The 19568-nt window shown below is 38.0% G+C and carries 17 protein-coding genes and 1 tRNA gene; 15 read left to right on the top strand and 3 right to left on the bottom strand.

Annotation, left to right across the window (positions count from 1 at the left end; genetic code table 11):
- Positions 1 to 9: 9 nt before the first annotated feature.
- Positions 10 to 351, top strand: coding sequence for a PTS sugar transporter subunit IIB (locus IW492_RS10275; RefSeq protein WP_202067537.1), 342 nt, complete (start codon positions 10 to 12; stop codon positions 349 to 351).
- A 584-nt stretch (positions 352 to 935) separates the two neighbouring features.
- Here the strand turns inward: IW492_RS10275 and IW492_RS10270 are convergent.
- A tRNA-Thr gene (locus IW492_RS10270) sits at positions 936 to 1006 on the bottom strand.
- Between the two features lie 936 nt (positions 1007 to 1942).
- Here IW492_RS10270 and IW492_RS10265 point away from each other — a divergent pair.
- From IW492_RS10265 to IW492_RS10225, 9 genes are all read left to right on the top strand, one after another.
- On the top strand, positions 1943 to 2908 hold the full coding sequence (locus IW492_RS10265) for a ribose-phosphate diphosphokinase (RefSeq protein WP_202067536.1): 966 nt from the start codon (positions 1943 to 1945) through the stop codon (positions 2906 to 2908).
- Positions 2909 to 3068: 160 nt separating this feature from the next.
- On the top strand, positions 3069 to 3968 hold the full coding sequence (gene rarD, locus IW492_RS10260) for an EamA family transporter RarD (RefSeq protein ID WP_202067535.1): 900 nt from the start codon (positions 3069 to 3071) through the stop codon (positions 3966 to 3968).
- Between the two features lie 73 nt (positions 3969 to 4041).
- Entirely contained in the window at positions 4042 to 5187 is a 1146-nt protein-coding gene (locus IW492_RS10255; RefSeq protein WP_202067533.1) for a cysteine desulfurase family protein, read from the top strand.
- 82 nt (positions 5188 to 5269) lie between these two features.
- Positions 5270 to 5611 (top strand): DUF1831 domain-containing protein, encoded by a 342-nt coding sequence (locus IW492_RS10250; protein ID WP_202067532.1) that lies wholly within the window; start codon positions 5270 to 5272, stop codon positions 5609 to 5611.
- Between the two features lie 365 nt (positions 5612 to 5976).
- Positions 5977 to 8283, top strand: coding sequence for a glycoside hydrolase family 65 protein (locus IW492_RS10245; protein WP_202067530.1), 2307 nt, complete (start codon positions 5977 to 5979; stop codon positions 8281 to 8283).
- Between the two features lie 165 nt (positions 8284 to 8448).
- Positions 8449 to 10644 carry a glycoside hydrolase family 65 protein gene (locus tag IW492_RS10240; RefSeq protein WP_202067529.1) on the top strand — a complete coding sequence of 732 codons (2196 nt, stop codon included), beginning with the start codon at positions 8449 to 8451 and terminating at the stop codon, positions 10642 to 10644.
- Between the two features lie 523 nt (positions 10645 to 11167).
- Positions 11168 to 11359 (top strand): hypothetical protein, encoded by a 192-nt coding sequence (locus tag IW492_RS10235; RefSeq protein ID WP_202067528.1) that lies wholly within the window; start codon positions 11168 to 11170, stop codon positions 11357 to 11359.
- 247 nt (positions 11360 to 11606) lie between these two features.
- Positions 11607 to 12197, top strand: a complete 591-nt coding sequence (yqeK, locus tag IW492_RS10230; RefSeq protein ID WP_202067526.1) for a bis(5'-nucleosyl)-tetraphosphatase (symmetrical) YqeK — start codon at positions 11607 to 11609, stop codon at positions 12195 to 12197.
- Positions 12198 to 12294: 97 nt separating this feature from the next.
- Entirely contained in the window at positions 12295 to 12885 is a 591-nt protein-coding gene (locus IW492_RS10225; RefSeq protein ID WP_202067580.1) for an HAD hydrolase family protein, read from the top strand.
- A gap of 351 nt (positions 12886 to 13236) precedes the next feature.
- Here IW492_RS10225 and IW492_RS10220 read toward each other — a convergent pair whose 3' ends face one another.
- Positions 13237 to 13497 (bottom strand): integrase core domain-containing protein, encoded by a 261-nt coding sequence (locus tag IW492_RS10220; protein ID WP_202067579.1) that lies wholly within the window; start codon positions 13495 to 13497, stop codon positions 13237 to 13239.
- Entirely contained in the window at positions 13494 to 13778 is a 285-nt protein-coding gene (locus IW492_RS10215; protein WP_202067525.1) for a transposase, read from the bottom strand. Before IW492_RS10215 ends, IW492_RS10220 begins: the two co-directional genes overlap by 4 nt.
- Before the next feature lie 261 nt (positions 13779 to 14039).
- On the opposite strand from IW492_RS10215, the gene mnmA reads away from it, so the two are divergent.
- The 5 genes from mnmA (at position 14040) to IW492_RS10190 (ending at position 19568) form a co-directional block, all read left to right on the top strand.
- Positions 14040 to 15161 carry a tRNA 2-thiouridine(34) synthase MnmA gene (gene mnmA / locus IW492_RS10210; protein ID WP_202067524.1) on the top strand — a complete coding sequence of 374 codons (1122 nt, stop codon included), beginning with the start codon at positions 14040 to 14042 and terminating at the stop codon, positions 15159 to 15161.
- A 201-nt stretch (positions 15162 to 15362) separates the two neighbouring features.
- Complete coding sequence (locus IW492_RS10205) at positions 15363 to 15758, top strand: DUF1033 family protein (RefSeq protein WP_202067523.1); 396 nt, start codon at positions 15363 to 15365, stop codon at positions 15756 to 15758.
- 211 nt (positions 15759 to 15969) lie between these two features.
- A complete protein-coding gene (locus IW492_RS10200; protein ID WP_202067522.1) occupies positions 15970 to 18054 on the top strand; it encodes a DNA topoisomerase III in 2085 nt (694 codons plus the stop codon).
- 729 nt (positions 18055 to 18783) lie between these two features.
- The gene (locus tag IW492_RS10195; protein ID WP_202067521.1) at positions 18784 to 19257 is read left to right on the top strand and encodes a PTS sugar transporter subunit IIA; all 474 of its coding nucleotides are present in this window, start codon (positions 18784 to 18786) and stop codon (positions 19255 to 19257) included.
- Positions 19254 to 19568 (top strand): PTS fructose transporter subunit IIB, encoded by a 315-nt coding sequence (locus tag IW492_RS10190; protein WP_202067520.1) that lies wholly within the window; start codon positions 19254 to 19256, stop codon positions 19566 to 19568. The genes IW492_RS10195 and IW492_RS10190 overlap by 4 nt, the downstream gene beginning before the upstream one ends.

Below are 19568 nucleotides of genomic sequence, written 5' to 3'. Positions count from 1 at the left end.
GGAGGAGCTATGACTACTGCCAATGATTCACAAAAGACCATTCTGCTGATCTGTACTGCAGGAATTACAACAGGCCTGCTGGTGAAAAATGTCCAGCAGGCTGCCGATGAACAGAAGATCAATGTTCACGTGTATTCAGCTCCTGCGATTATTGCGGAACAAATTATTCAAACACAGGAGGTTGATGCTCTGCTGATTGGTCCACAGTCTAAATATGAGGTTAATCGTTTAAAAGATTTTCTTAATTATAAAGCTGTTCCTTACAAGCTGATCTCAGCTGAGGATTACGAGACGCTTGATGGAGAAGCAGTTTTGAAAGAAAGCCTGGCTCTTTTGAATAAAGGAAAATAACTATTCAGCATTCGGATTATCTTTTGATTTTCTAGCCCCCTAAAAATAGAATAAATTATAAAGAGATGGCAGCCGAATGGACTGAAAATGAGTTTTTTGCAAAATAGGTGTAAAAATACTAGTTTGATAGTATTTCTGCACCTGTTTTTTATATAGAGAAAAGGAGAGTGCTTGGAAATACTAAAGAAATCCGGGTAAATATGATTCTTACTTGCGCATTGCAGAGAAAGTGGATGCTTTTCAGAAAATGCTTTACTGTAATCAAATAAATCAGCGAAAGTGAGAAAAAAGAAAAGGATATGCAGCATATTTTTGTAATAAATTGATGTTAGCATAGAATTAGGAAGAATTAAAAGAGCTTTTATCAGATGAATGGACGGTGTTTAACAGAGATGAGGAGCCTATACAGCGAATAAGGCAGACGTGATGCTCAGCGACTGTCCTTCGAGATATGTCAAGAGGCAGCTGGCATTATCAGAAATGAAGCTATCGTATTGGAACTTTTGGTTTGTGGAATGATTGAAGATTTTCATTTGCAACTTAATTTTGCAAAGTGCAGAGCAATTCAAGTGATAAAAAAATGAAGCCTCGGCCGAGAATTGAACTCGGAATACGAGCTTACCATGCTCGCGTTATACCATTTAACTATCGAGGCAAAACAACAGATTTAATCAGATAACCTTCTGTCTTTTTGTGCATTTGAATCAGGACAACTGCTCACTCAGCACAAGATATAGAATACCTAATTTAAAAGGCTTTGTCAATAATCTGTTGATTTGAATTTACCCAAAATTTTTGAAGCTAATACAGAAAAACGTTGAACTAGAAGTATTTCGAAGCGTATTTCATTTGTTTAGAAAATAGCTTCTGTAGCTGCTGATATAATAGGGTTTTTAGTGGGAATAGGTGAATTCAAACCTGTTGAAAGTTCATTTGTATAAAAGAATTGGGCTGAGTCTCTTCACTTTTTAGTTTAAAATGTTCTTTTCTGAATAATCTATTTATGGATTTTTTTATCATAAGCGTTGATTGTTTGGGCTAGTGTTTTAGTAGATAGTCATTGAAATCTGGCAGCAATTATACTTGGCTGAATAATTTCACTGATTATTTTTTATGTGTTCTTCTGATAGAATACAAATCTTTTCAAGTTTGGTAATATCTTTTTAAGTAAAAAATACTTCCATCACAATCATATTATTTTGAGAGAGCGGTTCATTGGAATAACCACTTTATAAAGATCACTTTCTCCCATTTGAGATTCCTCTGACATATCAAAAAAGAATGATCTCATAATCACGGTCGCTTTGTTTGGAACATTCATTTGTAGGACAGTATCGCTAACTTCCGTATACTCTTTTCCGAGATCGCTGAATATACTAATATCATTACCTTCAAGAAAGGAAAGACATACAATGAAATGCATGCATTAGAAAGGTAAGCAGGAAGATAAAACTTGATGAGTATTGTTCGACAAGAGGCAGGTAATCTTGCCGTAGAAATTTCTTGTTTTATATTTTTATGATGTTCCATGATTTTTCTGTCAATCAGTGGTAAAATGGAGACCGTAGAAAATAGAAAAATGGAGGAAGTTATGGGCCGGAAATATAAGGATGAAACGTTGCGGATTTTTAGTTTAAATGCCAATCAGCCTTTAGCAGAAAAGATAGCTGAGGTTGTTGGAACGGAATTAGGAAAAAGCACTGTCCGACAATTTAGTGACGGAGAAATACAGATCAACATTGAAGAAAGTATTCGGGGAGATCATGTCTACCTGATTCAGTCAACCAATGCACCTGTAAACGATCACTTAATGGAGCTGTTAATAATGATCGATGCATTGAAAAGAGCCAGTGCCAAAACGATCAATGTCATCCTGCCGTATTATGGATATGCACGTCAGGACCGGACAGCGAAACCAAGAGAACCGATTACGGCTAAATTGGTTGCAAATATGTTGGTGGAAGCCGGAGCGAGTCGTCTTTTAACACTGGATCTGCATACTGTACAGGTTCAGGGATTTTTTGATATTCCAGTTGATAATCTATTTACTATGCCGTTGTTTGCACAGCACTATCTAGATCAAAAATTGACCGGAGAGGATGTTGTGGTTGTTTCACCTAAAAACAGCGGTGTACAGCGTGCCCGTAGTCTGTCAGAGTATCTGGATGCTTCTCTGGCTATTGTTGATCAGGTGGAAACAGATGGTGGAAAACGCTCAGGTTACGTAATTGGAGAAGTAGAAGGAAAAACCTGTATTCTGGTAGATGACATTATAAACACTGGAGAAACATTGACGACAGCAGCAGAAATACTGGCTGAAAATGGTGCAGCAGAAATTTATGCCTGCGGTTCTCATGGGTTATTATCTGAAGGAGCCAAGAAGCTGATTGATGATTCACCCATTCAGCAGCTTTGTGTGACTGATTCTGTCGCCATTACTGAAGAACGAAAACCGGAAGAGCTGATGGTTGTTTCCTGTGCGGAGCTTATGGGCGAAGCCTTGAAACGTATCCATGAGAATACACCAATGAGTCCGCTGTTCCGTTTGAATAAATAAAGAAACAGACAAGACCTGAGGAAGAGAGTGAGGCAAGTCGATTTGTCAGCGGCTGCCTTACTCTTTTTATCTTCAATGAGGTATAGGAGTTTTGAACAGCTATAGAATACAGGTGACTGCCTGATATGTTAATTGCTGTTTTAAAATGAAGGGAGATTGTATGAACGAACAGAAAAAGGGGATTACTTTAGGTATCAGTGCTTATGTTTTGTGGGGGATTATTCCTCTTTACTGGAAGCTTCTTTCAGAAGTGGAATCACTGGCGATTCTCTGCTATCGGATCTTTTGGTCATTTCTATTTATGGGCCTATATATTCTGGTAACCAGACGCGGCAAGATATTTTTAAATGAAACGAAAGTTATTTTAAACGATCGAAAGAAAACACTGGGTATCATTACTGCAGCGATCCTGATTTCTATTAACTGGTTTACCTTTATTTATTCAGTCGGTCAGGGAAGAGTGACTGAAGCCAGCCTGGGTTATTATATGAATCCATTAGTGAATGTTCTGTTTGGGACGGTGATTTTAAAAGAAAAACTTAACCGTGCTGGAATTACTGCCTGTCTGCTTGCATTAACCGGTGTCATTCTCTTAACGGTTCAAACAGGAGTCATTCCCTATGCTTCACTGATTATGGCTTTTTCTTTTAGTTTTTACGGACTGATAAAGAAGCAGATCAATGTCAGTTCTTATAGTGGATTGGCCTTGGAAACCTTGGTAATTCTGCCGATTGCGCTGATTTATCTGCTGTTCTTTTCTGAACAGGGATTCATGAATTATGGAGTAAGTACAACTATTCTGCTGATGGGAGCTGGTATTGTCACGGCTATTCCTCTACTGTTGTTTGCGGAAGCGGCAAAGAGAATATCTTATATTATTATTGGCTTTATTCAGTATATCAATCCGACAATTATGTTGCTATTTGCGGTTTTCCTGTTTCGTGAGCCTTACACAATGGCTCAGCTTGCAGCGTTCAGCTTCATCTGGCTGGGCATTGTGGTTTTTGCCTACAGTACGATGCTGCTATACAAAAAAGAGCATTCATTAATGGAAAAGTAAGGATAGTTGGAGTAACATACTTCTCTATGCTAGAATAATTCAAAATGAAATTGTTGAGAAAGGACGTAATCCGATGAAGTACATTTATTTAGATCATGCAGGAACAACTCCCATGCATCCGGATGTAATTGAAGAAATGACAGCTGTTATGCGGGATATTTTTGGAAATCCATCCAGTATCCATGGTGTTGGACGAGAGGCTCATCGGAAGCTGGAAGCTGTCCGTCAGATTATTGCCGGAAGCATCAATGCCACACCTCACGAAATTATTTTTACCAGCGGCGGAACTGAGGGCGACAATACAGCAATCGTCGAAACAGCGATAAAAATGAAAGGTAAAGGCAGCCACATTATCACAACAGCTGTTGAACATTTGGCAGTTCTGCAGCCAATGAGGTATCTGGAAACTTTGGGCTTTGACGTTACTTATCTGCCGGTTGATAGGACAGGAAAGCTTACAATAGAAGCAGTTCAATCTTCATTAAGAGAAGAGACTATCCTTGTTTCTGTAATGGCAGGCAACAATGAAACTGGGCAGCTGATGCCGATTAAAGAAATTGGTGAGCTGTTGAAAGATCATCAGGCATTTTTTCATACAGACGCTGTTCAAGTCTATGGCTCTGAAAGTGTAGATGTCGAGAAGCTGGGGGTAGATCTTCTTAGTGTCTCTGCACATAAGATTAACGGACCAAAGGGTGTTGGTTTTTTGTATAAGCGTGATGGTGTCCCTTTTGAACCGCTGATTCGAGGCGGTGAACAGGAAGAAAAACGGCGGGCAGGAACAGAGAATTTACCTGGGATTTCCGGAATGGGCAAAGCAGTGGAGTTGCTGACTCCAGAAGTGAAAGAAGAAATGAAGAATAGAAACAGCCGCTTTCAGAAAATGATCCTTCAGAAGCTGGAAGAAAACAGTATTGACTACCAAGTAAACGGCTCGCTGGACGGAAAGCTGTCCCATATTTTGAATATTTGGATCAAGGGGATTCCGAATGATTTGCTCCTGATGCACTTGGATCTTAACGGGACAGCTGTTTCTACAGGATCTGCCTGTACAGCGGGAACGGTTGAGCCTTCGCATGTCCTTGCAGCAATGTATGGCGAGGAAAGTCCGGCAGTAAAAGAATCAATCCGTATCAGTTTCGGATATAGAAATTCGGAAAATGAGATTGAAATATTTACCAAGAGTCTGATTCAAAGTATTGAACGCTTGAAATCCTGAGGGAGATTTTCTGAATAGGGCTGGAAAAAGAAATAATTAACTACTATAATAAAAGGTGAAATGAAATAGAGGGGTGAAAAAAATGGCTTTTCAAGAAAAGGCAGCAGTTGAAGGATCAGATGTTTTTTACAAAGTGAATCCCGCTGCAAAAAGATATACACTAAGAGATAATGGATTCACAGAGACTAATTCAGGCAATTTCCAGTTAATTCGTTCATTGGATGCAACGCCTCAGAGTAAGGAAGGCTTTAAGCTGAAAATCACTATTTCCAATGATCTGAAGACATTGAAAATGTCAGTAACCACAGCAAACGGCTTGAAATCGATGAATATTTTTAAAAACGAACAGCATGACATGAGCCAGGAAAAATTTTACTTTCTGATGGACGGCATGATCAGCCGGGGAGTGCTGGAAAAAGTCTGATTATCGAAAAGTTATGGTAAGTAAATGAAAAGATGAAACAAGCAGATAGTGCTGGTTTTATCTTTTTTTTGTTTTCGGGAAAGTATCCAGTTTGCTAAAAGAAAGAGGGGATTAAGAAGGAAAGATTTGATAAATATGGTACCTGAATCAGTTAGAACATTTGCATCCTTTTTTGAATTACCGATATAATGACCAGTAAGTAATAGTAAAAGGACCTGCTGCTAAAAGGGAAGGAGCATTTTATACAGATAAGGGCTGCAGCAGCTGGAAAAGTGTTCAGGAATGAATAGGGAGACTGAATAGGATCTGATAGAGGTTGTTTATGCGTGGAACAGTCAAATAAAGAAAAGGCGGTGTTTTAAATTATGGCAAAAATTGCGGATGAACATTTGAAAGTAGATCCCTGGAAAATTATTGAAGAGGGATTTGACCCTAAGCATGCAAAAGTCGATGAGTCAATTTTTTCACAGGCCAATGAATATATGGGTGTACGCGGATACTTTGAAGAAGGGACAACCGGTGAAACACTATTAGGCAGCTATTTTAACGGGATTTATGAATACAGCCGCACAGAAAGAGATACAAATTATAGAGGCGTTGTCAAAAGACCTCATTTTATGATTAATTCGGTTGACTGGCTGTATGTCAGAATTGAACTGGAGAATGAACAGCTGGATTTAAACCAGATATTTTTTGAAGATTTTACTCGTGTTTTAGATTTGAAAAAAGGGACAATGACCCGCACCTTTACTTGGCGTACACAATTTGGTAAAGAGCTGAGATTAACATTTGAACGTTTTTTGCATATGGAAATATCTACAAACGGTTATCAGAAAATAACGCTGGAGCCGCTTAATTTTTCCGGCGAAATCAATGTGCTGATGGGGATTGATTTCGATACCAGAGATGGACACGATCCCCTTTCCTTTTGGAAAGAACAAAAGAAGGGAGATATGGGAGCTGATTTAGGCATACTTTGTGAGACTACCTCTACCAGACAAGAAGTTTTTGCCGGCTGCCATATTCAGGTGAATCAGGAGTACCAGAAGAAATTGGTTGAAAAAGAACGATTCATTGGTTTTCAGATGACGCTTTCTCTGACTGAAAAAAAAGCAGCAGAGATCGAAAGAATTGCATCAAATATCAGCCGTAAAAATGGAGATAATCCTGACAGGCTTTGGCAGGATGGAATTGAAACGCTGACTGAAGCGACTCAGCTGACTTATGATCAGGCAAAGAGAGATCAGGAAGAATACTGGAAGACTGTCTGGGATCATTATGATATTCAGATTGAAGGCGATGAAAGGAATCAGCAGGGAATCCGTTATTGTATTTTCCAGCTGCAGCAGACCTATCATGGACAGGATCATACACATAATATCGGAGCCAAGGGGTTGACCGGCGAGGTTTATAATGGGTATACCTTTTGGGATACGGAAATATTCTGTCTGCCTTACTATCTGTTTAATAATGTGAAAGCAGCAAAAAATCTTTTGGAATTTCGTTATGAAACATTGAACGAGGCCAGAATTAGAGCAACTCAGTTGGATTGTCATGGTGCGTGTTATCCGGTTTCGACAATTAACGGAAAAGAAGCCTGTGTATTTTGGGAATATGCCAATGGTCAGTTTCAAGCCAGCACCGGTGTAGCTTACGGTGTTTGGCATTATATCAATTTGACAGGTGATAAGGAGTTTCTTTATGAAAAGGGAATTGAGATGCTGGTGGAAATTTCCCGTTTTTTGGCTTCCCGAGGCGATTGGGGGCAGCAATCTCACCAGTTTGGCTTTTATGGCGTGATGGGACCGGATGAATTTCAGATGATGGTAAATCACGATGCTTACACCAATTACATGGCTCAACAAACATTTGCCTATACTTTGATGGTTTTAAGTGAACTTTCAGAAAAGAAACCGGCAATTTTGGCGCAGTTAAAAGAACGAACTGGTGTAACAGAAACAGAACGCGAGTATTGGTGGAAATGTGCCAAGAATACTTGGCTCCACAAAAGTCCGGAAGGAATTATTGAGCAAAATAAAGGATTCTTTGATCTGCCGCATATTGATGCTGACTTGATTCCGCCAACCCAGTTTCCACTTTATGAGCACTGGGCACATGATCGGCTTTACCGTAATGACATGATCAAGCAGCCGGATGTGCTGATGTTTCAATTTCTCCATAATCAATGGTTCACTAAGGAATCAAAACGGGTAAATTATGAATATTACGAACCTCGGACCATTCACGAATCTTCTTTATCACCTTCAGTGCACTCTATTTTAGCAGCAGAACTGGGAAAGTTTGATCAGGCATTGTCATTTTTCTCCTTTTCAACACGGATGGATTTGGATGATTACAATAGAAATACCAAAGATGGTCTGCATACGACGTCGCTTGCTGCTGCCTGGATGAATATTGTTTATGGCTTTGGCGGGTTGCGCAGTGACGGAATGGAATTAATTTTGAATCCTGTTCTTCCAAAACAATGGAACAGCTACACATTCCGAATTGAATACAGAAAGACGATTTTGGAAGTCAAGGTAACAAAGGAAGAGGTATTGCTTAATGTGCTGAAAGGGGATAAAATTCATTTCATTATTTACGGCAGTCCAATGACAGTCGATTCTGAAGAAGCGAAAGTAACGATTCCAGAAGACAAGCGAATTAGCTAACCGGAAGGTAGTAACGAAGCTGCAGGAAAAGAATTTCAGTAGTGAAAAAGAGCCTGGATTTTTCTGCTGTTCAGTTAAAAGAGTCCTGATTCAGAATACTTTGCAAGATTCAAGGAATTGAATATAGTTGTTGCGATCTGATTAAACGAGAAATGAGGCAGAGCAATGAAATGGATTGTTGGAGAGAAAAATTTGCAGCAGGAAAAAATAGTAGACTTCGGGAATAAATTTTTAGTTGGGAACGGCTATCTGGGTTATCGCGGTACAATGGAGGAATATGGGAAAAAAGAATTTACTGCATGTATTCTTTCAGGAATTTATGATCAGCAGGGAACTGCCTGGCGGGAGCCGATTAATGCGCCAAATGGCATGTATACAAAATTGTTGGCTGATGGCGAACCATACGATCTATTGAGTTGTGATGTGAAGGACCATAATCAACAACTTGATATGCGATTTGCTATACATTTAAGAGAATCCGTTTTATCTGGTAAAAACAATGAAGTTAAAGTTAAAAGTGAACGATTTGCCAGTGCAGCAGATTATCATTTGCTGACTATGAACTATTCTTTTTCATTTACTCATTCAGCAGAAGTACAGCTGATTACCGGAATTGATGGAGATGTATGGGATATCAACGGACCTCACTTTGCTGATTATGCTTATCATAAAGAGGGAGCAGCACTAGCTGTAGAGGTGATTACCGGAGAGCTTCATCATCACGTTGTCACAGCAGAAACTTCGGTAATGAACGTTGAAGGCAGACAGGAAATAATCGAAAAGGACAAAGGAATTTTTCGAAAAATCAGTTTTTCTGCTAAAGCTGGAAAAACCTATACAATCAGTAAAGCAGTAGTTGTCTATACGTCAGAAGATGTTGCAGATCCGTTGACATTGGCACTTGAAGAAAGTTGTTCGGCCATTGAGCGAGGATATGATACGCTGAAAAAAGAGCATGAGAAAATCTGGGCAGACTACTGGGAAGCGGCAGACGTTATTATTGAAGGAGATGAGGAGGCACAATTTGCTTTACGGTACAGTATCTATCAGCTGCTGAGTATTGCTCCCCGTCATACTCAGGCTGCTTCAATTCCTGCAAGAGGATTGTCAGGACAAACCTATAAAGGAGCCGTTTTTTGGGATACTGAGATGTTTATGCTGCCCTTTTTCCTTTATACTGATCCGGAAGTTGGGAAAAATCTAATGAATTACCGTATCAAAACATTAAATGGGGCTAGAAAAAAAGCTGCTGAATATGGATTCCGAGGGGCCTTTTATGCTTGGGAAAGCCAGGAAAACGGGCAGGATGCCTGTTCGGATTATAATGTGACAGATGTATTTACCAATCGGCCGATGAGAACGTATTTTAGAGACAAGCAGGTTCATATCAGCGCGGATGTGGCATATGGCATTTGGCAGGTTTATCTTCTAACCGGTGATCGCTCAATCTTGTTGGATGGAGGAGCAGAAGTGATTTTAGAATGTGCCCGTTTCTATTGCTCTTTCTCCTATTATAAAGAAGAGAAAGAACGTTTTGAATTGATTGATGTAATTGGACCGGATGAATATCATGAGCGCGTATATAACAATGCTTATACCAATAAAATGGCTGTTTACACGATTAAAATTGCTTTGGAAACATTGGAATTGCTGAAAGAAGAACCGAATTTTTATGAAGCGTTGATTGACAAGCTGAATTATCAGGAGGACCTTGAAGGAATCATAAGGTTGAAGCGAATGCTTTATGTACCTGAACCAGATAGAAAAACAGGCTTAATCGAACAGTTTGATGGTTATTTTAATTTGGAGGATACTACGGTCGAGGAAGTTCGCTCCCGATTGATTAATCCGAAAGAATACTGGGGCGGAGCTTATGGAGTCGCTTCGGATACACAAATTATTAAGCAGGCAGATGTTGTGCTGCTGCTGAATCTGTTCAAAGAAGAGTACTCACAGAAAGACAAAGAGGCAAACTGGACCTATTATGAACCCAGAACAGAGCATGGTTCTTCTCTAAGTGCTTGTATCTATGCGATGCAGGCCTGTGATATTGGTGATCCTGAGTGGGCTTATCCCTATTTTATGAAAACAGCTTCAGTAGACTTGACTGGAGAATCCAAGCAATTTGCCGGCACAATCTACATTGGCGGAACTCATCCGGCAGCTAATGGCGGAGCTTGGATGACAGCGGTACTGGGGTTTGGCGGCTTGAAAGTAAATGAAGCTGGTATTATTACAGTCGATCCGGTGCTGCCTGAAAAATGGCAGAAGCTGTCATTTAAAATTTTTGTGAAAGGTCAGCAGTATAAAGTTGAGATATCCAAACAAGGAAGCGAGATAATGAAAGTGGTTAAGAGCTGATAGACTACAATAAACTAGACATAAAAAATAAGGTGTCCAATTGCCACCTTATAAAAACTGTCAAGAAAAGGGTTGCCATTCCAGCAGAAAATCAAAACCTCCAGTTTACATTGGAGGTTTTGGTTTTCTTCATATAGTATTCTGTTGTTTTGTGATGCTTGAAGCAACTACTTTATTTAATAAGATTCTTTATGAAAAAGCATAATTGGACTTTGAACATATAACCAGATAATTTAGGGCATATGCGACTGACCATCTAAAGAGTAGATATTATTATTTACGAGCATGCCAAATTGGGAGACTTATTTTGTATAAAAACTATTTTAAATTAAATTGATACATTTTTAGATATATGATATTCTAAATGTAATGAACTAATTATTTTTAGTGATTATAACTAAATCAATGTAAAGGTTTTATTGTTTGTTTAAATAATATTTAAATCTTATTTTTTGTTGAGAAGTTAAAAAGGTAGTACATTATAAAAATTATTAGAAGAATATTCAACAAATAGGAGGTTTTTATGACAGAAAGAATTGTTACTTTGATTAACAAAAATAAAAAAATTTTTTATTATGACTTACAGCGAGTTATGAGAATTAATAGTGTTAAGTCTGAAGGAAATCAAGAAAATCCTTTTGGTAAAGGACCAAAAAATGCTTTAAAAATGGTTGTAAAGTTAGCTGGCAATTATGATTTAAAACTAAAATTATAAATAATGCAATTGGTTATGCTCAATGGGGAGATAGTTCAGATTATATTGGTATTGTAGGACATTTAGATGTAGTTCAGGCAGATGAAGAAGACTGTATGTTTCCACCATTTGACTTAACTTAAATGAATCGAATCTAAAGATAGTTTTAAAAGAAATTTCTAACTCTCAATCAATTTTTGAAATAACTGAAAGTAGAGAATGTTTTTTGGGGAATACATATATTAAATAGTTGGAGGAATAAGTCACGATGATAAATAGTTTAGAATTAAGAGATGATCTGCATACATTTCTTAGAGAACATGATCATATAAGCACTTATAATCATTGTACAGCAGTAGGAAGTTGTGCGGGCAAACTTGCTTTAAACCACAAAGTTAGTAGTGAGAAAGCAAAAATATCAGGTTATTTACACGATATTTCCGCAATATACCCTAATGAATATAGAATTAAAGTGGCAAAAAAAATGGGTATTGAACTAAATCAAGAAGAGTTGTTATTTCCAATGATCATCCATCAGAAGATTTCAAAAAAAATGGCAGAAAAAGTTTTTAAAATAACTGATACTGATATCTTATCTGCAATTGAATGTCATACAACTTTAAAAGGTGATTTTTCTCAGTTAGATTTAGTTTTGTTTGTTGCAGATAAAATAAGATGGGATCAAAACGGAACTCCTCCATATCTAGATGGTTTGATGTTGAAGCTTGAAAATTCTTTGGAAAGTGCTGCATTATATTATATAGAATATATATTGGATCATGATATAAAAATTGTTCATCCATGGCTTAAAGAAGCACACCATACATTGTCTAGGAAAGTGAGGGGAAGAATAGTATGATAATCAATATTACGAATAAATATAATCAAATAATTCTTAGTGATTTGGATGGAACTATTATACCTTTCAAGGAAAAGAAAATTTCGGATAAAACAAGATTATTAATACAAACTATGCAACAGGAAGAAACATAGAAGGATTTAAAAGAGGAATAAAAAAATACAATATTGATTTCTTTGACTATGTGATATGCTCTAATGATCCGATAATTTTAAATAATAGTTTAAACGTAATGTCAAAAAATCTTTTCCATGAAAAAGATGAGAAAATTATTGAACAATTTTTTGAAGATAATAAAAATATGGTTGAAAGTATAGAAATTGGAGAACATGAAGGCGAAACATACTCCTATTCTATTACAACAAATAAGGAAGCAACCGCAGAGTGGATTTGTCAATGTTTAAAGGAAGAACTTGAAACGGTTGTTGTTCAAAAAAATGGCAAATATATTGATATCACTCCAGATGGAACTGGAAAGTGGAGTTCACTAAAGAAAATATTTGGAAGCAGCGGTTTTAATGGAGTTGTTTCCAGTATTGGAGATGGAGAAAACGATATTGATATTTTAACAAACAGCGACTATTCATTTAGTTTTCCTTTCGCTAATCAAAAAGCAAGGAATGCAGCGAAAATGATTTGTAATGATTTTGAGGGTAGTTTACTTGAAATCCATAAAATATTTGAATGATTGCTTTGAAGAAAGTTATAAAGTGTAATAGTTACTAGTTTTTTATAATAGTGTTGGAGCAAAGTTGAACAACTGATTCTGGCAATCTGGTGAGCTACCCGTCAATAGGGCAGTGAAATAATTAAAGATTTTGAAAGCTACTCTTCGATTTGTGAAGGGTAGTTTTTTGCTTTATTTGAAGAAACAACTGTTGCATTATCGTTTGACTGTCGTATAAGTTTTATCTGATAAATAAGTTCAATTTATCAGATAAAACTTATGCAAGAACTTAAACTGCTTTGTAGTACTGGTTGTGGTATTTGATCCTATGTCAAGAATTAGGACAAGTTAAAATGAGAACGCCCCCTACTTTTAGCTAATGAGTCGACATTTCCTTTTCTCGGCTTGTTCATGTAACTTTTCAAATTCATTTGGGGACAGATAATTGCAATGGCTGTGGATTCGAACTGTATTGTAGAATGTTTCAATGTGTTCAAAAATCATATGGTAGGCATGAGTGAAATTTTTGAGAGTAAAACGATTTAACCATTCCCGTTTAATCAGAGCATGAAAGGACTCGATACACGCATTCTCCCACTTATCAGAAACGCTCTGATAAAGTGTCTCTGTCAGTTTCCCAGAATGTTGATGACTTTTTTTAGGACATCCAGTGCCTCTTCTGTATTCTGCAGCTGACGTTTGAGATGGGTATTTTCTTTGGCTAAATCCGAGCTGTAGTTGCCAGAACCTCTAGGGTGAATGTCTCTGGATTCTCGTAGTTCTTTTTTCCAGCGGGAGAGGGTTTGGTAACTGACGACCAGATTCTTGGCACATCCCTTCAACCCCAGATTTTTATGCTCCGAATAATACTGAACTGCAGCCAATTTAAACTGCTTATCATACGGCTTGACCATGATGAGTTCCTCCTTCTTTTGGTACTTCAAGTGTACCATGTGGTCAGAGTATTCTCATTTTACCTTGTCCTAATTCTATGCTAACATCATAGAGATATTTTTATTAACATGGTGTTTGAATAGAGGCAGGTACTTTTGATTTATTCAACATCTTGCGAACATCTTTACATCTCCAAAAAACCTAGTATAATTAGAAACACTGGAAACAGCGACCTTCAAATCGTGGATATTTCAGAATCTATATGAAATGATGGTGATACAATGACAGACAACAGACAAATACGTGTGGTTGTCGGGATGAGCGGAGGAGTGGATTCATCTGTCACTGCTTTACTGCTCAAGGAACAAGGCTATGATGTTGTCGGAATTTTTATGAAGAATTGGGACGACACAGATGAAAACGGTGTATGTACAGCAACAGAGGATTACAAGGATGTTGCCAAGGTAGCCGATCAAATTGGGATTCCTTACTATTCTGTTAATTTTGAAAAAGAATACTGGGATCGGGTGTTTGAATATTTTTTAGCGGAATATCGTTTAGGCAGAACACCAAATCCAGATGTGATGTGCAATAAAGAAATTAAGTTTAAAGCTTTTCTCGACTATGCCATGCAGCTTGGTGCAGATTATGTGGCAACCGGACATTATGCGCAGGTAACAAAAGATGAGGATGGTACGGTTCATATGCTGAGAGGGATAGATAATAATAAGGATCAAACCTATTTCCTCAGTCAGCTTTCTCAGGAACAATTATCAAAAACAATGTTTCCTCTTGGTGGAATGGAAAAATCAGAAGTACGTGAAGTTGCTGAGCGTGCGGGCTTGGCGACAGCCAAGAAAAAGGATTCAACAGGGGTCTGTTTTATCGGTGAAAAGAACTTTAAAGAGTTCCTAAGCAACTATCTTCCGGCTAAAAAAGGCAACATGGTGACAGAAGATGGCGAAATTAAAGGTCAGCATGCCGGATTGATGTATTATACGATTGGTCAGCGCCAAGGCTTGGGGATCGGCGGAGGCGGAACCTCCCAGGACCCTTGGTTTGTTATTGGCAAGGAATTGGAAACCAATACGCTGATTGTTGGACAGGGATTTCATCATCCAACACTTTATGCGACTCGTTTGGATGCCAGTGCTATTCATTTTACGACGAATGAAGAAAAGCCAAAGGAATTTCGTTGTACAGCAAAATTCCGTTATCGTCAGCAAGATGTACCTGTAACTGTACGTCTCCTGGAAAATGATCAGGCTGAGGTAATTTTTGACGAACCAGTTCGAGCCATTACGCCGGGACAAGCGGTGGTTTTCTATGATGGTATGGAATGTTTGGGCGGGGGTCTGATTGATCAGGCCTATAAAGAAGAAAAAATACTTCAATACGTTTAATCAGTTGCAGACTGGAAAATGTTAAAAAATAAAAGAAAATTAAATTAGAATAGGAGAGGCTGAAGAGTATCAATTTCTTTGCTTCTTCTGTTTTAAAATGGAAAGAATTTTGAAAAATGCGGAGAAAAGAATCTCAAACACTTGCATCTTCGTTTGGAAGTGATTACAATAGCAGTTGTATGAATTGGAGAGGTGAGTGGATTGTACCAAGTGATCGTGATGTACGGTGATAATGAACCATGGTGGTTTTTTGAAGAATGGCAGGACGACATTGTTGAAAAATATGAATTCGATAGTTTAGATGAAGCAGTTACATACTACTTGGAAAAGTGGAAAGAAATTTCTTCAAAATATACATATACGAACATTAAACCCAACTATCTGGCTGCTTTCTGGAATGATGGCGATGAACGATGGTGTGAAGAATGCGATGAAGATCTGCAGCAGTATATTGGCTTGGCTTTATTAAAAGATTATCAGGCTGTTTCGCATGAAAGCAGCAGTGATTTTTCAGAAGTGACAAATAAATGCGGCAAGGCAAAATGCTGCAAACGAAATCTGGTAAGCAAATCGTCGGCAATACAGATAATTCAATGAAAACCACAAAAGGGATGGTGCACTGTCAATTGGACAACGGCCCATCTTTTTTCTTTTAAATAGACAGGAGAGTGGGACAGAAATAAAGTTCTGGACTCTCTTCGTGTCTACCCCCGAATAAACGGCGGTACAAACACTTATAAAAAGATTCATTTATTATTTCCAGTTTTGTTATAATTAAAGTGCTGCAGAAAAATTAAAGGAGAGTATTATGGCAAAAAAACAATTAATTATCGCTGAAAAACCCAGTGTAGCGAAAGATTTGAGCCGTGTTTTGAATGCTAAAAATAAAAACAAAAGCTACTATGAAGGTCCTGATGTGATTGTTACCTGGGCATTGGGACATTTACTGGGCTTGAAAATGCCCGAAGATTTAAATAAAGACTGGCAGAACTGGCAAATGGAAACTCTCCCTATGCTGCCAAAACAACTGGGAATTAAGCCCTTGCCAAAAACAGGTCATCAGCTGAAAGCCATTAAACAACTGGCAAGTCGTAAAGACGTTGGTGAAGCGGTGATTGCAACAGATGCTGGGAGAGAGGGTGAACTGGTTGCCCGCTGGATTCTGGAATATATTCGCTTTGATAAACCTGTGAAGCGCTTATGGATTTCTTCTCAGACAGACAAAGCAATTAAAGAAGGATTTAGAAAACTAAAACCGGCAAAAGAATATGATAATCTCTATTATTCTGCTTTGGCAAGAGCGAAAGCAGACTGGCTGGTGGGTCTGAATGTAACAAGAGCCTTGACTGTAAAATATCAAGATAACCTTTCGGCGGGACGTGTGCAGACGCCTACTCTGGCACTGGTCAGGGATCAGGAAAAAAAGATTGAATCCTTTAGACCGCAAACCTATTTTACTGTAGATTTGCTTTATCAGAAAGAAAAAGGACGGCTGGTTCAGAAAAATCAGTTTGCATTCAAAGAAAGAAACGATGTGGAAAGCTTTGTCAAAGAGCTGAGCAAAACTAAAGGCAGAGTGACAGATATTCAGGATAAAATTAAGACAGAAGCAGCACCTCTTCCGTATGATTTAACTGAGATTCAGAGAGAGGCTAATCAACGCTATCAGTTTTCTGCTAAAAAGACCCTGTCACTAGTTCAAAGTCTCTATGAATTTCATAAAATTGTCACGTATCCAAGGACGGATAGTAAATATCTGACAACAGACATGAAGGATACGATGAAAGAGCGGCTTCGTGCGATCAGCTTAAGCTTTCCAGAAGCAAAAGAGTATCTGAAAACAGGTGGCAAAGTTGTTTTAAATAAAGTATTTAACAATGAAAAAGTCAGTGATCACCATGCACTGATTCCAACAGAGCAGCAGCCCAGATTTGAAAAGCTGAGCAATGACGAACAGAAAATTTATTTGATGATTGTCAATCGCTTTTTGGGAATTTTTGCCCAGCCCCATCGAGTGAATCAGCGAAAAATCATAGCTCAGTTTGGGAAGGAACAATTTATTTTTAGACAAAATAAGGTAGAGGAAGCAGGCTGGAAACAGGAAAAAGATGAAGCAGTTTCGACTGTTGCCTGGAAAAAGGACATGATTGTTCCTGCCGACTTTACAATTAATAAAGAACTGACTTCGCCGCCCAAGCCATTGAACGAAGGTAGTCTGCTGGGCTTTATGGAGAAGCATAGCTTAGGAACACCGGCAACTCGGGCAGAAATCATAGAAAAGCTGATTAAGTCAGAATTGATGGAACGAACACCACAGGGATTGAAGGTTTCACCTAAAGGAAAACAGCTTTTACAGCTGGTAAATGCTTCACTAGTTACTCCGGAGCTAACGGAAAAATGGGAGAAAACGTTGGAGGGCATTGCCAAAGGAAAGAAAAACAGCAAGGTTTTCCTAAGTGAAATAGAAGCGGACACGAGCCGTCTGGTCAGTGAGATTAAACATAGCGAAAACAGCTATCAGGATTTTTCAATGACACAGAAAAAATGTCCGGATTGTGGTTCAAATCTCAAAGAGAAGAATACTCGAGACGGAAAGCTCTATGTCTGTTCGAACCAGGAATGCAGCTATAAACGCAGAAAAGAACCGAAAACCTCTAATCATCGCTGTCCGCAGTGTCATCGTAAAATGGTGATTATTGAAGGGAAAAATGGTGCCTATTTTAAATGTAATCAGTGTTCGATCAGTGAAAAAATTCCTGATAAAAAACAGCATAGTAAAAAAATGACTAAACATGAAGAGAAGCGTTTAATGAAGCAGTACTCAAAGAAAAAAGAGCCGGAAGAGAGTGCGTTGGCTCAGGCGCTGAAAGCTGCATTGGGTGAAGATAAGTAAAAAGAATATAACAGAATCGGAAATGGACTCAGCATGCGTATTGATGAGTCCATTTCCGATTTTCATGTTTGAGAGTTGAAAAAAACAGAGAGCAATCAGACTAGGGTATGTCTGAAAAGTTAGTGGAATTCGAATTTTTCAGTGATTTTTGTTGAAATCAAGGAAGAAAACACAGCTTATGTGGTTCATAAGCGAGTATTTATGACGAGGAGTTCGATAAAAATTATCAAAATATTCGCCGCTTGAATTTTCAGACATGTCCTAAATAATGTGTAATGAAATTGACTGTTAAGCTGTATTTAAAGAACAAAAAAGGGTTGTATCGGTTTTTGTTTTTCTGAGGGCTCCTGCAAGAACGTGCTCCTACGCTTCTTCGAATGCTCGTCGCATGTCTGAGGGTCATGTAAGAACGTGCTCCTACGTTTCTTCGAATGTTTGTCGTATGTCTGAGTGGTCCTGCAAGACATACCAATGCTTTTTCAAGTAGATGCATCTGTATCGAGAGCCGAACAATGTGAGACTTGTAGATATAAGGATATTCTACTAGTATGTGAACTTTTAGTAGAATTGTCAGTCTCAAGCTTGAATAGGTTAATAAGCTGACTTCTTTGAAGGAATAGGCAGATTTTAAGAGATAATGCAAAAATTTCTTTTTTTTTAAGGTAAATATCAGAATTATTGATTTTAAAATCAATGCTATGATTTAAGTGTAGAGAAAGAGGTGAGTGGATGACTGCAGAAATTAGACTTGATGAGAAGTTTGTATTAATGGATGTTTCAGCAAAAGACAAAAAAGAGGCTGTAAAAATTTTAGCAAATCTATTGGAGGACAACGGTGTTTTATCGGATAAAAAGCAGTTTATTATGGATATCTATATTAGAGAAAAAGAAGGAGCGACAGGCATTGGGGATGGGGTAGCAATTCCCCATGGCGTTTCAAGCGGGGTAGAAAAGGATGCGATAGCTGTTGGTATTCTCAAAGAAACTATCTATTGGGAAAGTGTCGATAATGAAAAAATTAAGGTTATTGTCCTATTTGCTGTCTCTACTAAGGAATATGGAAGCAGCAAACGTCATTTAAAAATGATGGCGAATGTTGCAAAGGTACTGGCACATGATGAGCTGAAGGAGCAATTGAAGAAGGCCGTAAATGCAAAGGAAGTCGTTGAAATCTTTTCGCAAAGAGAGGAGAATTTAGTATGAGAATTGTGGGGATTACTGCCTGTACTGCAGGCATTGCGCACACTTATCTAGTCAAAGAAAAGCTGATTAATGCAGCTGCAGAATTAGGACATGAAATAAAAATTGAAACTCAGGGAAGTATTGGAAATGAAGATATTTTAACAAGCAATGATATCGAAGAAGCAGATGTAGTGATTATTTCTGCAGATATTGAAGTATCTGGAAGAGAAAGATTTGATGGGAAAAAAATTTTAGAAGTTCCAATGAAAATTGCGATGAAATCTCCTAAAAATCTCTTGTCAAAGATAGAAGAAAAGTTGAAATCAGAGTGA

Origin of the sequence: Enterococcus sp. BWB1-3, from assembly GCF_016745275.1 — a bacterium.
Taxonomy (GTDB): domain Bacteria; phylum Bacillota; class Bacilli; order Lactobacillales; family Enterococcaceae; genus Enterococcus_L.
This window is presented reverse-complemented; position numbering and strand designations above follow the sequence as displayed.

Excerpts from the sequence above, each read along its gene's own strand:
- IW492_RS10250 (WP_202067532.1), top strand. The coding sequence starts at position 5,270 with ATGGCTTTTCAAGAAAAGGCAGCAGTTGAAGGATCAGATGTTTTTTAC.
- IW492_RS10200 (WP_202067522.1), top strand. The coding sequence starts at position 15,970 with ATGGCAAAAAAACAATTAATTATCGCTGAAAAACCCAGTGTAGCGAAA.
- yqeK (WP_202067526.1), top strand. The coding sequence starts at position 11,607 with ATGATAAATAGTTTAGAATTAAGAGATGATCTGCATACATTTCTTAGA.
- IW492_RS10240 (WP_202067529.1), top strand. The coding sequence starts at position 8,449 with ATGAAATGGATTGTTGGAGAGAAAAATTTGCAGCAGGAAAAAATAGTA.
- IW492_RS10255 (WP_202067533.1), top strand. The coding sequence starts at position 4,042 with ATGAAGTACATTTATTTAGATCATGCAGGAACAACTCCCATGCATCCG.
- IW492_RS10265 (WP_202067536.1), top strand. The coding sequence starts at position 1,943 with ATGGGCCGGAAATATAAGGATGAAACGTTGCGGATTTTTAGTTTAAAT.
- IW492_RS10235 (WP_202067528.1), top strand. The coding sequence starts at position 11,168 with ATGACAGAAAGAATTGTTACTTTGATTAACAAAAATAAAAAAATTTTT.
- IW492_RS10275 (WP_202067537.1), top strand. The coding sequence starts at position 10 with ATGACTACTGCCAATGATTCACAAAAGACCATTCTGCTGATCTGTACT.
- IW492_RS10190 (WP_202067520.1), top strand. The coding sequence starts at position 19,254 with ATGAGAATTGTGGGGATTACTGCCTGTACTGCAGGCATTGCGCACACT.
- IW492_RS10215 (WP_202067525.1), bottom strand. The coding sequence starts at position 13,778 with ATGGTCAAGCCGTATGATAAGCAGTTTAAATTGGCTGCAGTTCAGTAT.
- rarD (WP_202067535.1), top strand. The coding sequence starts at position 3,069 with ATGAACGAACAGAAAAAGGGGATTACTTTAGGTATCAGTGCTTATGTT.
- mnmA (WP_202067524.1), top strand. The coding sequence starts at position 14,040 with ATGACAGACAACAGACAAATACGTGTGGTTGTCGGGATGAGCGGAGGA.
- IW492_RS10245 (WP_202067530.1), top strand. The coding sequence starts at position 5,977 with ATGGCAAAAATTGCGGATGAACATTTGAAAGTAGATCCCTGGAAAATT.
- IW492_RS10195 (WP_202067521.1), top strand. The coding sequence starts at position 18,784 with ATGACTGCAGAAATTAGACTTGATGAGAAGTTTGTATTAATGGATGTT.